We start from the raw sequence: 13018 nt of genomic DNA, 5'->3' as shown, positions 1-13018 counted from the left end.
GGCCTCCGGCTCGTGCGGAACTCGCGATCGACCTTATGCCCCGCCCCTCGGGACTTAGGATACATGGTAGAGGCGCGTGTGCTGCAAAATTCATTAGCCAGCGACGTGTCTTACCTTGCATATCGAAACATCTTCACCACCGTATTAATAAAAAAGAAGTACCGGTTGGGGCCGGTACTTCTTTTGGTGCATCGATGTGTGGTTGCAGCTTTTGCCGTAAGCTTACAGGCCGCAGGCTGCTCTGAGTTCTTCGACTCGGTCGGTCTTCTCCCAGGTGAAGTCGGCGTCTTCGCGGCCAAAGTGGCCGTAGGCTGCCGTCTTCTCAAAGATCGGTCGACGCAGGTCCAGGTCGCGGATGATTGCACCCGGGCGCAGGTCGAAGGTCTTCTCGACGGCCTCGACGATCTTGTCCTCGGCAACATGCGCGGTACCGAAGGTGTCGACCATGATAGACAGCGGCTTGGAAACGCCGATGGCGTAGGCCAGCTCGACTTCGCAGCGGTCGGCCAGGCCGGCAGCCACAACGTTCTTGGCGACCCAGCGCGCGGCGTATGCGGCGGAGCGGTCAACCTTGGTGCAGTCCTTGCCGCTAAAGGCGCCGCCGCCGTGACGGCCGTAACCGCCGTAGGTGTCGACGATGATCTTACGGCCGGTGAGGCCCGTGTCGCCCATGGGGCCGCCAACGACAAAGCGACCGGTGGGGTTCACATAGATGTCGGCGTTGTCCCACGGCATGTTCTCGGCGGCCATGACGGGAGTGATGACGTGCTCGATGAGGTCGGCCTTGATCTTGCCCATGTCCTCGATCTCGGCGGCGTGCTGCGTGGAGATGACGATGGTCGTGACCTCGACGGGCTTGCCGTCCTCGTAGCGCACCGTGACCTGGGTCTTGCCGTCGGGGCGCAGGTAGGGCAGGGTTCCGTCGTGGCGCACGGCAGCCAGGCGCTCGGCCAGGCGGCTCGCCAGGTAGTGCGGCATAGGCATGAGGGTCTTGGTCTCGTTGGAGGCATAGCCAAACATCATGCCCTGGTCGCCGGCGCCGATCAGGTCGATGGGGTCGGTGGTGGCGCCGGTCTGGGTCTCGAAAGACTCGTCGACGCCCTGGGCGATATCGGGCGACTGCTCGTGGATGAGGTTCATGACGCCACAGGTATCGCAGTCAAAACCGAACTTTGCGCGGTTGTAGCCAATGCGGCGGATAACGCCACGGGCAATCTCCTGTACGTCGACGTAGGCCTGGGTGCGGATCTCGCCGGCAACGATGACGGTACCGGTGGTCACAAGGGTCTCGCAGGCGCAGCGGACGTTCTCAACGTCGGCGGGCACGCCGTTGGGCGCAATGTAGCCCTGCTCCTGCAGCTCTATTTCTTTAGCGAGGATTGCGTCGAGGACGGCATCGCTGATCTGGTCGGCGATCTTATCGGGATGACCTTCGGTCACTGACTCCGACGTAAATACAAAGGACCCGTGTTGGGGTGGGATGGAACGAAGTTCTTCTGGCATGATAGCCCCTTTCATAATACGTGTCCCGGCGACCGTTACCATTCCGCCGAGCTCTCTATGCAGGGGCACATCATAGCGCGAAAACCAAACATTCACACCCTTTCCGCACCTACTCATTGGGGACAGACTTAAATGACCAGCCTTACTCATTGGGGACAGACTTAAATGAATGCAGCACTTGGGGACACTCCTGTTCGGCCAGCTCCGAAGAGTGTCCCCAACGACTGGTCATTTAAGTCTGTCCCCAACGAGCAGGTCGGTGCCCTTTGTGCGGAGGTTGCTTTGTTGCTTTATACTGATGCGGTTAGACATCCATCCTGCAATCGAGGAGATTTCCATGGCATCAGACGTTCGCGTCCGCTTTGCACCCTCACCCACGGGCAAGCTGCACATCGGCGGCGCCCGCACCGCTATCTATAACTGGGCTTTCGCCCGTGCAAACGGCGGCACGTTCATCCTGCGCATCGACGACACCGACCCCACCCGTTCCACCGACGAGAACACGCAGATCATTCTGCGCGCCATGCGTTGGCTGGGCTTGGACTGGGACGAGGGCCCCGAGGTGGGCGGCGACTATGGCCCCTACGCCCAGACTGAGCGCCTGGACCTGTACAAGCAGGCCGCCCAGAAGCTCTGGGACGAGGGCAAGGCCTATCCCTGCTTCTGCACCAAGGAGCAGCTCGACGCCGATCGCAAGGCCGCACAGGAGCGCAAGGACCCCTTCCAGGGCTATCAGCGCCGCTGCCGCGATCTCGATCCCGAGGAGGCACGCCGCCGCATCGAGGCCGGCGAGCCCTATGTCCTGCGCATCAAAGTGCCCGAGGACCGTGGCGACGTCGTCATCCACGACGCCGTCCACGGCGAGGTGACCTTCGATGCCAAGGAGCTCGACGACTTCGTCATCTTCCGCTCCGATGGCACGCCTACGTATAACTTCGCGACCGTCGTCGATGACGCCATGATGAAGATCACCCACGTTATCCGCGGCGACGACCATCTGTCCAACACCCCGCGCCAGGTCATGGTCTACGAGGCCCTCGGCGCGCCCGTGCCCACGTTCGCCCACATCTCCATGATCTTGGGTGCCGACGGCAAAAAACTCTCCAAGCGCCACGGCGCTACCTCGGTGGAGGAGTACCGCGACGCCGGTTACCTGTCCGACGCCTTCGTCAACTATCTGGCGCTGCTCGGCTGGTCGCTCGACGGCGAGACCACGATCATCCCGCGCGATGTCCTGGCCAGCAAGTTCTCGCTCGACCGCATTTCCAAGAACCCGGCGACCTTCGACCCCAAGAAGCTCGACTGGGTCAATGCCGAGTACATCAACGGCATGTCCGACGCTCAGTTTGCCGACGAGATCATGGTCCCCGAGCTGCACGAGGCGGGTCTCATCGAGGGTAATGTCGAGTACGGCGAGGATTGGATCGATGCGCTCGCTTCCATCGTCAAGCCGCGCACCAAGATGCCGGCTGATGTCGTGACCGTCGCCGCTCCCATCTTTGCTACGGCCGAGACGCTCGAGTATGATGAGAAGTCTGTCAACAAGGGCCTGGCCAAGGAAGGCATGGGTGCCATTCTGGATGCCGCCAAGGCCGCGCTCGAGGGCGTGGGCGAGTGGACGGCTGCCAACATCGACGCTGCGCTTGAGCCGCTGCCCGAGCAGATGGATCTCAAGAAGCGCGTGGTGTTCCAAGCTGTGCGCGTCGCCGTCTGCGGCAACATGGTGAGCCCCCCGCTGGGCGAGACCATGGCGCTCGTCGGCCGCGACGACTGCCTGGCGCGCATCGGCCGCGCCCGCACGATGGCGCTGTAGCAGCTGCGTAAACGCATGCATCCGAGCCCCGTTCACCCGAGCGGGGCTCTTGTTTCTAAAGACGTATGGGGTGGGAGGTGCAGAGACCATGGCGGAGCAACTGTCGCTGTTTGGTTCGCCGGAACCGGAGGAAGCTCCGAAGTCCGCGGCCCCTGCTGCCACCCCGGCGCAGCCCGAGCCCGTCGCCGCCTATGCGAGCATAGTCCTCGACATCCCGACCCGTGCGCTGTCCGAGCCGTTTGCCTACGGCATTCCGCAGTCACTCGCCAACGATGCCCAGATCGGTTCCACCGTCCTAGTTCATTTTGGCAACCGTGCGGCCGCGGGCTACATCGTCGACATCGCGCCCGAGCTTGCCGGCCTGCAAGTTAACGTCGCTCTCGATCCCGCGCGCATCAAGCCTATCGAGGCCATCCTCAGCAAGCCGCTCTTTACCGCCGAGGCTGCACGCATTGCGCGATGGATGAGCCGCGAGTACGTCGCAACGCTTTCCGAGTGCCTGCGCCTGTTCTTGCCCCCGGGTGGAAGCCCGCGCGTGATCAAGGGCGCTGACGGCGCGTGGACCGTTGAGCGCCCCGCCGTCAAACCCATCCAAAACCGCTGGGTCATGCTCACGCCCGAAGGTTTTGACTACACGCCGCCCAAGACAGCGGTCCGCCAGCGTCAGCTCATCGAGGCGCTCCAATGCGGCCCGGTCACGACACGCGACCTCAACCTGCTCTACAACAGCATGTCGGCGGCCATTAAAGCGCTCGAAAAACGTGGCGTCGTCGTGGTTGAAGAGCGCCGTGCCTGGCGTGGCTGCAGCGAGCAGACTACGCTGTCCTCGGCGAGCGGCAAGGCCCCGGTGGCACTCACCAGCGGTCAACGGCAGGCCCTCGCGCAGATTGAGCGCGCACGCCTGGACGCTCACGGTGATGTGGTGCTCGTCGATGGCGTCACCGGTTCCGGCAAAACCGAAGTTTACCTTTCGGCGATTGAGCGCGTGCTGGCGGCCGGCCGTTCGGCCTGCGTGCTCGTGCCCGAGATCTCGCTGACGGCCCAGACCGTCGGCCGTTTTCGCTCGCGATTTGGCGGGACGGTCGCTGTGTTCCATTCGCGTCTTTCTGCGGGCGAGCGTCTTGATCAGTGGGATATGGTCGCCAGCGGTGCGGCCCGTGTGGTCGTCGGCGCCCGCTCGGCGCTCTTTTGCCCACTCAGCGACTTGGGCCTTATCATCATCGACGAGGAGCACGAGACCAGCTACAAGCAGGGTTCCAGCCCGCGCTACCATGCGCGCGAGGTAGCTGCCGAGATGGCGCGGCGCTATCGGTGCCCGCTCGTGCTGGGCTCCGCCACGCCCTCGGCCGAGGCCCTCGACCGCTGCCGCCGCGGCACGTACAGCGGCGCCACCTGGGCGCGCGTCGAGATGCCCGAGCGCCCGGGGCACGCCGTGTTGCCTACGGTTCGCATTGCCGATCTGCGCCGCGAGTTCGCACACGGCAGCCGCTCCATGTTCTCTAAACCGCTTATGGAAGGCTTGGAGCGCGTGGTCGAGCGCCGCGAAAAGGCCGTGTTGCTGCATAACCGTCGCGGCTTTGCGCCGTTTTTGATGTGCCGCGAATGCGGCTGCGTGCCCACCTGCAACCACTGCTCCACCGCGCTCACGTATCACGAGCGCACGCACACGCTGCAGTGCCACACCTGCGGATCATCTTGGCGCGTGCAGCCCTATCCGGCGCCCACGAGTCGCTGTCCCAAGTGCGGCAGCCGCTACCTGGCAAAAATGGGGCTGGGCACGCAGCAGATTGAGGACGCACTGCACCAGATGCTGCCCGGCGACGTCGCCATCATTCGCATGGACGCCGATTCCACGCGCGGCAAGGACGCGCACAAAAAGCTGCTCGAGCAGTTCGATGCCGCCGATTGCGCGGTGCTGCTGGGCACCCAGATGATTGCAAAGGGCCTCGACTTTCCCGAGGTCACGCTCGTGGGCGTGGTCAATGCCGATTTTGCGCTAAAGCTGCCGGATTTTAGAGCAGGGGAGCGCGCATACGATCTGCTGGAGCAGGTTGCGGGCCGCGCCGGCCGCGGCGATCGCCCCGGCGAGGTTATTATCCAAACCTACCTGCCCGATGACCCGGTCATTCGCGCCGTCGCCGAGCACGACCGCTCGATCTTTACCGACTACGACCTGAACCAGCGCCGCGACGCTTTGTATCCGCCGTTCGTGCGCCTGGTCAACATTTTGGTATGGTCGAGGAACGCGGATGACGCGCAGGACTACATCGGTCGCATCGCGAAGCTCCTCAAGCGTCGCTGGCATGCAGCCGCTCCCGACTTTTTACGGGCGGGGAGCGCCGTGCCCCAGGTGCTTGGTCCGGCTTCGTGTGTAATCGAGAGAGCCAAGGACCGGTACCGCTTCCATCTGCTTGTTAAGTCGCCGGTAGGGTACCATGTCTCTGATGATATCGACGCCTGCCTCAAAGAGGTGGGCTCCGTGCGCGGCGTGAGCGTGAGCGTTGACGTCGATGCCTATGATTTAATGTGACAACCCGAAAGGATGGCCATGGAAGCCAACGGAATCGTACTGTCGCCCGACCCTCGTCTACGCCAGGAGTGCGCCGTCATCGAGGAGATCACTCCGGCGATCGAGGCGCTTGCCGAGAAGATGAAGAAGATGATGTTCGAGAACGGCGGCTGCGGCCTGGCCGCCCCGCAGATCGGTGAGCTCATTCAACTCGTCACCATCGACTGCGATTACAGCGACAAAAACGACTATGACCCATACGTGCTCATCAACCCTGTCATTGTTGAGCAGAGCGACCATTTGGTGCCGTTTAGCGAGGGCTGCCTGTCCATCCCTGGTATTAGTTGCGAGATCGAGCGTCCCGATCACGTCGTCGTCGAGGCGTATGACCTGGATGCCAACCTGATTCGCTATGAGGCCACAGGCGATCTGTTCTGCGTGTGCCTGCAGCACGAGATCGATCACCTGCACGGCAATACCATGTTCGAGCGACTCAAGCCGATGCAGAGGCTCAAGGCCGTCAAGGAGTACCAGGACGCCCTGGCCCGCGGCGCTCGACCGGGCGAGACGGAGTAGGTTCCACCGTCCCCTTCCGCCGCAGGGCTTAGGTTTTGCTCCATGCTCAAACAGTCCTGCTCGCACGAAGAGCACATTAAGTGCTCTTCGGCTCGTGCGGAACTGCGCGTGGAGCAATAACCTAAGCCCTGCGGCGGAAGGGGACTGCGTTTTCGTGCTCCTTTTCGCCCGGGTGCCGTCGGGCCAGGGATGGGCGTCTTCGCTGATAATTGCTTTGTTGGAAGAGCTGCTTTTATTGCGGCTCTTTCTTTAGTTTTGGGTATATTTGTTCTTGTTGAATTGTTATTGCGGATGGGCTGGTGAGTTGGCTTTCCGTTGTTATTTGTAGCCGTCTCGGCTTTGGTTGAGGGGAGACTTACGTTTATGCGTATTGTGTTTATGGGTACGCCTGATTTTGCTGTGCCTTCGCTGACTTCGCTTGTTGAGGCTGGGAACGAGATTGCGCTCGTAATTACTCGTCCCGATGCTGTTCGTGGGCGTGGTAAGAAGCTTGAGCCTTCTCCTGTTAAGGCCAAGGCGCTTGAGCTGGGGTTGCCGGTCGTAGAGGCCAATCGTATGACGCCGGAGGTAGTTGAGGCGCTCCAGGCTGCGCGGGCTGATATTTTCTGTGTGGCTGCCTATGGCTGCATTTTGCCCGATGAGGTGCTGCATATGGCGCCGCTTGGTATTGTGAATGTTCATGCTTCGCTGCTGCCTCGTTGGCGTGGCGCTGCCCCCATTCAGCGTGCGATTCTTGCTGGTGATGAGCTTGCTGGCGTTTCCATTATGCGTATTGGGCATGGCGTGGATACGGGCGCTTATTGCGCCCAGGCGTCTACGTCAGTTGCCGGTAAGCATGCCGAGGCGCTCACGATGGAGCTTGGCGAGCTGGGCGGTAAGTTGCTTGCCGATACACTTCCCTCGCTTGCCGATGGCTCGGCTGTTTGGACTGAGCAGGATGAGTCGCTTGTCACGCATGCTGCCAAGATTTCCAAGCAGGAGATGCGTCTGGATCCGCAGATGTCTGCGCTCGATTGCGTGCGTCATGTGCTTGCCTCGTCCGATACTGCGCCTGCCCGTTGTGTGATTGCCGGTAAGTCGGTTCGCGTGCTCGATGCTGCATCGGCTGATGTGTCGCTTGGCGAGGGCGCTGTTGCCGTCAAGAGCAAGCGTGTTTACCTGGGCCTGTCCGATGGTGCGGTTGAACTGCTTGAGGTTAAGCCCGACGGCAAGCGTGCCATGGCTGCTTCTGCCTGGGCTGCCGGTCTGCAGGGCGCCGAACTTAGGTGGGGTGTACTGTCATGAGCAAGTTGTCTCCCGCGCGCAAGCTTGCGCTCGATGTGTTGATGGAGGCCGATCGCCGCGGTATGTACGCACGCGATGTGTTGTCTTCCCGTGCTTCTGCCAAGGCCATTGACCAGCGCGATTCTGCTTTTGCCGCACGTTTGGCGCTCGGTGTTGCCGCAACGCAGGGCATTTTGGATGAGCTGCCCGATCAGTTTTTGGATAAGCCCAAAAAGGTCGCGCCTCGTGTTCGCATGGCGCTACGCATCTCGGCCTTCGAGATGCTCTATCTGCATACGCAGGGCCGCGTTGCCGTGAGTCAGGGTGTTGAGCTGGTGCGTAGCGGTGCTAAATCTGCCGCGGGCCTGGCTAACGCGGTGCTGCACAAGGTTGCGGACAACGTTGAGGACTTTGCCACGGCATCCGACGTGGATGAGTCCGAGCGCCGTTTGGTTCGCCTTTCGCGTTTGATGGGTCTTCCTCGCTGGCTGTGCGCTCGTATTATGGCCTCGTTCGATACGCCCGAGGGCGTGCTCAACTTTGCCGGCAATCTGGCGCCTGCTCCGCTTGCACTGCACGAGAATGCGTTTGCGACTAAGGCCGACCCGTATATCTCGCAGCTCGTTGCGCCTGTCTTCCCGGGCTGCCATGCTCCGGTCGATGCGCAGGTCACGGTTGCATCGGGCGTGTTTGAGCGTGCTGCCGCGGTTGCCTCGGACCTCAATGCTCAGCTTATCGCTACTGCCGCAACACGTCCCGGTCGTTGCCTGGAGATCGGCTCCGGTCGCGGCACCAAGACCTATGTGATGATGTGCCAGGCCAAGCGCGCCGGGTATGATCGTCAACACACCGCGCTCGATCTGCACGATCGTAAGTGCGATCAGAATCTCGCGCGCCTTCATCAGGCGGGTATCCCGGGCGTCCGTACGGTCTCGGGCGATGCCTGCGAGCTCAATGAGGTACTCACGTCCTTTGACGCCATGCTTGGCGAGCCTGCCCTGTTCGACACGGTGTTTATCGATGCGCCGTGCTCTGGCACCGGCACCATGCGCCGTCACCCCGAGATACCGTGGCGTCTGACCGAGGACGACGTTACGACTAAACTGCCCAAGCTGCAGTTGACGATGCTCAAGGAAGCAGCCGCGCGCGTGGCTGCTGGCGGTGAGCTTATCTATGGCACGTGCTCAGTTTTTGATGAGGAGAACACGCAGGTCGTGGACGCCTTCCTGACTTCTCCCGAGGGCGCCGGTTTTACCGTGGCGCCGCTCTCCGAGGCCCAGATTCTGCAGCTCCCCGAGTACGATTACGCTAAGAACCTCGTCACCCTGCGCCAAAACGCTCGGGGCCTCTTCCAAAGTGTGCCCGTTAATGCGGACTCCTACGACGGCCACTTCTGCGCTCGCCTGGTCCACAAGTAACTACTAAGTTGCGGTGAAATAGGGATTGAATAGCGGCTTCTACCCGCCAAACAGTCCCTATTTCACCGCAACTCATAAGGAAATCTGGGTAGCGGGGGCGCTTATCTCTAATGATTGTGCGGGCAGTTGGCGCAGCAGCCATTTGTGGCGTTGGTGCTGGAGCCGCCACTGCGCTGGTCGGTGTTGTAGAAACCGCTGCCGTCGAACTTAATGCCGCTGGCCGAGAACGTTTTTGTCGCCGGAGCGCCGCAGCTCGGGCACACGACCTCGGGCGTCTCGGACATGGGGTGCTCAACCTCAAACACGTTGCCGCAGCTCGTGCACTTGTAATCGTAGCGCGCCATAATACTTCCTTTTCAGCACAAAGCGGGCAGATCGCTCTGCCCGCAAAAATTCAAACAGCTGTAACTGTACCCTATATCGGGGGTTTTATCACGCTTCGCCCCAGAATCTATGGGTGTTGCGCAGGAGCTTCGCAGTTTTCTCTTCGGCCGCCGCAATGTCGGCCTCCTGCGCCTGCCATGTCCAGTTGCCCGTGGCGACACCCGGCACGTTCATGCGCGCATCGTCGCCTAGCCCCAGTACATCCTGCAGCGGCATCATCACAAGCGGAGCATTGCTTGCAAGCGCGTCGCCCATCAGCTTGCCGGCAAGCTCCTTGCCGCTCGGCTCGTCGCCGCCCGCAAAGGAGCGCGTGCACCAACCAGCGAGCGTCGATGTGTCGTGCGTCGAGGTGTACAGAATCTTGCCCGGCGTGGGATACACGCCGTTGCGGACGTCGTAGTCGCTAAACTCCAGCACGTCCATTCCGGGGAAACCGCAGGTCGAAGCCATCGCGCGAACGCCGGGCGTCAGGTAGCCCAGGTCCTCGGCGATAAAGTTGAGCGGACCCAGCTCGTCATAGGCAGTTTGGAACAGATCCTTGCCCGGACCCGCCAGCCAGCGGCCATCGGCACAGGCCTTACCTGCGGGAATGCTAAAGTAGCTATGGAATCCCAGGAAGTGGTCCAGGCGCACGCGGTCGTAGAGCGAGAACGCGCGACGCAGACGGTCCATCCACCAGCGGTAGCCGTTCTCCTTCATATGATCCCAACGGAAGGTGGGGTTGCCCCACACCTGGCCCTCGGGCGCAAAATTGTCAGGCGGCGCGCCAGAAATCTCAATCGCCTTGCCGGTATCGGACAGCCAGAAGTTCTCGGGCTCGCTCCACGCATCGGCCGAATCGTCCGAAACATACATAGGAATGTCGCCGATGACCTCGATGCCCTTCTTGTGCGCATAGTTCATGAGCTCGCACCAGGCCAGGTCAAAGCGGTACTGCATGTACGCCTGCAGCTCTGCCTCGTCGCGGAAACGCTTGTCGTCAATCAGATGCTCGTTGTAGCGCGCGACATCGGTCGGCCAATCGTGACGCGATTCGCCCTCAAAGTACTTCTTAACGGCCATGTAGACGCAGTACTTCTCGAGCCAATCGGCGTTACGATGTTTAAACGCCGTGTAGAGCGGGTCTGCATCCTCGCCGCCACGGGCCTTCCAAGTCTCAAAGTCGACCGCCAGCTCCTCATGGTTCTCGGGCAGCAGGTCAATATTGCCCGCAAAGGCCGAAGGCCCAGCGTAAGGGGAGCGGAAGAAGTCCGTCGGGTTGACGGGCAGGACCTGCCAGTAGCGCATGCCCATAGCAGCCAGATGGTCGATAAAGCGACGCGTGGGCGCGCCGATCGTACCCGGCTTCCCATCGTCAGTCGGTACCGAGGTGATGTGGCACACGACGCCCGCGCCGTGATCGAGCGGCTCCTGCAGGCGCTGCTCGGCATGGTGATAGATGATCGACGAGCCCAGCGGATACAGATCGAGCGTGACCGTACCGTTGTGGATCTCGCACTCGTGACCGCTGACCACGTCACTCGCACATTCATCGAGCGCCGGAATCGTCACGCGGTGCGAATTGCGCAGGCTGCGGTTGATGATAACCGTCGCGGACTCGCCATCCTTGCCCGTGCGGTTGTATGCCAGCACCTCGTCGTTGAGCGCGAAGGCCTTGATCTCGCCGTCGATCATAAATGGCAGTGCGCGGCGTACGGCAGAGGCGTTCTTGACAATAGCCAGCGTGTCGAAATCGTGCAGTTGGTCCTTGGTCGGCAGGGTGCGGCGGTTGCCCGGATCGGTAAGGCCCTCCAGGCCGTACTCGTCGCCGTAGTAGATCGAAGGTACGCCGGGGAAGGTCATCTGCATGAGCGTGGCGAGCCAAAAGCGGCTTTTGGCCAGTCCCATCGAGTTGTCGTCCAGGCGCCATTTGCTGCGCTCGCACTCGGGCAGCTGCGACTCGTCGGGGCCGCCGCCGAGCACCGAGATGATGCGCGGACGGTCGTGGCTTGAAAGTAGATTGAGCGCGCAGGACAATGCCTCGCTCGGGTAGTTCTCGCGCAGGGTCTCGATATCCTCGGCGGCCTCGTAGGCGTTCTTGTAGCCCATCAAAAAGCCGATGACCATGTCGCGGAAGGGGTAATCCATAGCAGAGTCCAGCTCGGAGCCCTGCAGGTAGCGGCGCAGATGGCCGTAGCTAATCTTGTTGGAAGCGTCTTCCCAGACTTCACCGAGCAACAGTGCGTCAGGCTTTTCGGCAAGTACGGCCTTCTTGATCTCGGCCAAAAAGTCGTCGGAAAGCTCGTCGGCGACGTCCAGGCGCCAACCATGGGCACCGGCGCGCAGCCATTTGCGAATCACGCCGTCCTTGCCCAGGAGCTTCTCGCGCACCAGCTCGGACTTTTCGTTGATGGCCGGCATGTTGCCCACGCCCCACCAGCAGTCGTACGAGCCGTCCTCGTGGAAGGTAAACGCATCGCGCCACGGCGAATCCTCGCTCTGCCAAGCACCCACGCCGGGGTAGTTGCCGTAGCGGTTGAAATAGATCGAGTCGTCGCCCGTGTGGTTGAAGACACCGTCCAGGATAATGGAGATGCCCAGCTTCTCGGCTGCCTGGCACAGCTCGGTAAAGTCTTGTTCGGTTCCTAGGATCGGGTCGATCTTGGAGTAGTCGGCCGTGTCGTAGCGGTGGTTGCTCGCGGCTTCGAAGATGGGGTTGAGGTAGATGGCCGTAAATCCCATCTCGGCGATGCGGGGCAGGTCTTCCTGGATGCCCTTGAGCGAACCGCCGTAGAAGTCCCAGGTCTTGATGGAGCCGTCCTCGGCGCGCTCGTACACGGGCGGCTTGTTCCAGTCCTCGACCATCCGGCGCTGAATGCCCTTGCGCGGTTTTTCGAGTTCGGCCATTGTGCGCTCGCGCCAATGCTCGTCACGTGCGTAGCGGTCGGGGAAAATTTGGTAGACCATGCCGCGCTCGTACCAAATGGGGCGGTTCTCGCGGTGCTTATAGACGGTAATCTGGAAGGACGGCACCTCGGCGTAGTCGTAGGTTACGCCTTCGCCGCCGGTGCGCCCTTGCGGTGCGCCCAGGCGGACCTCGGGCTGACCTTCGATATTGCAGATAAAGCTGTACCACACAAGACACGGTTCAGCGCATTTGAGCTCGCCGGTAAAAATGCCATCGCCTTCGTGCTCCATCGGGATCAGGGTCTCGCCGACGTCATCGACCCAGGTACGCAGGGTGAGGGTTGCCTGGTTGGGATCGGCATCCTCCAAAATCACCGAGAGTGCAACGGAAGTTCCAGTGGTCACAGCGCCAAACGGAGTGCGAAACTGCGGTAGGCGGCTGTTGTGAATCAATCTCATAGTACGGTCCAGTTCAATAGAATCATGGCCTGCGGCCATGGGCTTTACGCACAAGATGTAAGTATATCTGTTGTACACTGAGTGTATAAACAACATCCGTTTACCATCGGCGAACGGTTGTCCTAGAAAATCGTTTTACCAACCCGAGTAGATTTTTGGGACATGCCTTAAAATCTACCTTTTTGATTTCGCGTTCGTTCTCGACGT

At 61.2% G+C, this 13018-nt stretch carries 8 protein-coding genes; 5 read left to right on the top strand and 3 right to left on the bottom strand.

Annotation, left to right across the window (positions count from 1 at the left end):
- Positions 1-222 precede the first annotated feature (222 nt).
- Complete coding sequence (gene metK, locus SFLMC1_RS07815; protein WP_152074638.1) at positions 223-1503, bottom strand: methionine adenosyltransferase; 1281 nt, start codon at positions 1501-1503, stop codon at positions 223-225.
- Positions 1504-1840: 337 nt separating this feature from the next.
- Between metK and gltX the strand changes: the two genes are divergently transcribed.
- The 5 genes from gltX to SFLMC1_RS07790 all read left to right on the top strand — a co-directional run bounded on the left by gltX (position 1841) and on the right by SFLMC1_RS07790 (position 9082).
- Positions 1841-3316: a glutamate--tRNA ligase gene (gene gltX, locus SFLMC1_RS07810; protein ID WP_152074639.1), complete on the top strand. Its 1476-nt coding sequence runs from the start codon at positions 1841-1843 to the stop codon at positions 3314-3316.
- Positions 3317-3404: 88 nt separating this feature from the next.
- Positions 3405-5846, top strand: a complete 2442-nt coding sequence (gene priA / locus SFLMC1_RS07805) for a primosomal protein N' (RefSeq protein WP_226814291.1) — start codon at positions 3405-3407, stop codon at positions 5844-5846.
- An 18-nt stretch (positions 5847-5864) separates the two neighbouring features.
- Complete coding sequence (def, locus tag SFLMC1_RS07800) at positions 5865-6401, top strand: peptide deformylase (protein ID WP_148331380.1); 537 nt, start codon at positions 5865-5867, stop codon at positions 6399-6401.
- A 363-nt stretch (positions 6402-6764) separates the two neighbouring features.
- Positions 6765-7685: a methionyl-tRNA formyltransferase gene (gene fmt, locus SFLMC1_RS07795; RefSeq protein ID WP_152074641.1), complete on the top strand. Its 921-nt coding sequence runs from the start codon at positions 6765-6767 to the stop codon at positions 7683-7685.
- Entirely contained in the window at positions 7682-9082 is a 1401-nt protein-coding gene (locus SFLMC1_RS07790; protein WP_152074642.1) for an RsmB/NOP family class I SAM-dependent RNA methyltransferase, read from the top strand. Before fmt ends, SFLMC1_RS07790 begins: the two co-directional genes overlap by 4 nt.
- 107 nt (positions 9083-9189) lie before the next feature.
- Here SFLMC1_RS07790 and SFLMC1_RS07785 read toward each other — a convergent pair whose 3' ends face one another.
- Both SFLMC1_RS07785 and SFLMC1_RS07780 read right to left on the bottom strand, forming a co-directional pair.
- Positions 9190-9426 (bottom strand): FmdB family zinc ribbon protein, encoded by a 237-nt coding sequence (locus SFLMC1_RS07785; RefSeq protein ID WP_152074643.1) that lies wholly within the window; start codon positions 9424-9426, stop codon positions 9190-9192.
- A gap of 88 nt (positions 9427-9514) precedes the next feature.
- The gene (locus SFLMC1_RS07780) at positions 9515-12811 is read right to left on the bottom strand and encodes a 4-alpha-glucanotransferase (RefSeq protein WP_152074644.1); all 3297 of its coding nucleotides are present in this window, start codon (positions 12809-12811) and stop codon (positions 9515-9517) included.
- Positions 12812-13018: the final 207 nt, after the last annotated feature.

Source organism: Collinsella aerofaciens (assembly GCF_901212495.1).
Taxonomy (GTDB): domain Bacteria; phylum Actinomycetota; class Coriobacteriia; order Coriobacteriales; family Coriobacteriaceae; genus Collinsella; species Collinsella aerofaciens_H.
The sequence above is the reverse complement of the archived record's forward strand: the minus strand, read 5'-3'. Positions and strand labels throughout refer to the sequence as shown.

Coding starts and splice junctions, on each gene's coding strand:
- metK (WP_152074638.1), bottom strand. CDS start 1,503: ATGCCAGAAGAACTTCGTTCCATCCCACCCCAACACGGGTCCTTTGTA.
- gltX (WP_152074639.1), top strand. CDS start 1,841: ATGGCATCAGACGTTCGCGTCCGCTTTGCACCCTCACCCACGGGCAAG.
- priA (WP_226814291.1), top strand. CDS start 3,405: ATGGCGGAGCAACTGTCGCTGTTTGGTTCGCCGGAACCGGAGGAAGCT.
- def (WP_148331380.1), top strand. CDS start 5,865: ATGGAAGCCAACGGAATCGTACTGTCGCCCGACCCTCGTCTACGCCAG.
- fmt (WP_152074641.1), top strand. CDS start 6,765: ATGCGTATTGTGTTTATGGGTACGCCTGATTTTGCTGTGCCTTCGCTG.
- SFLMC1_RS07790 (WP_152074642.1), top strand. CDS start 7,682: ATGAGCAAGTTGTCTCCCGCGCGCAAGCTTGCGCTCGATGTGTTGATG.
- SFLMC1_RS07785 (WP_152074643.1), bottom strand. CDS start 9,426: ATGGCGCGCTACGATTACAAGTGCACGAGCTGCGGCAACGTGTTTGAG.
- SFLMC1_RS07780 (WP_152074644.1), bottom strand. CDS start 12,811: ATGAGATTGATTCACAACAGCCGCCTACCGCAGTTTCGCACTCCGTTT.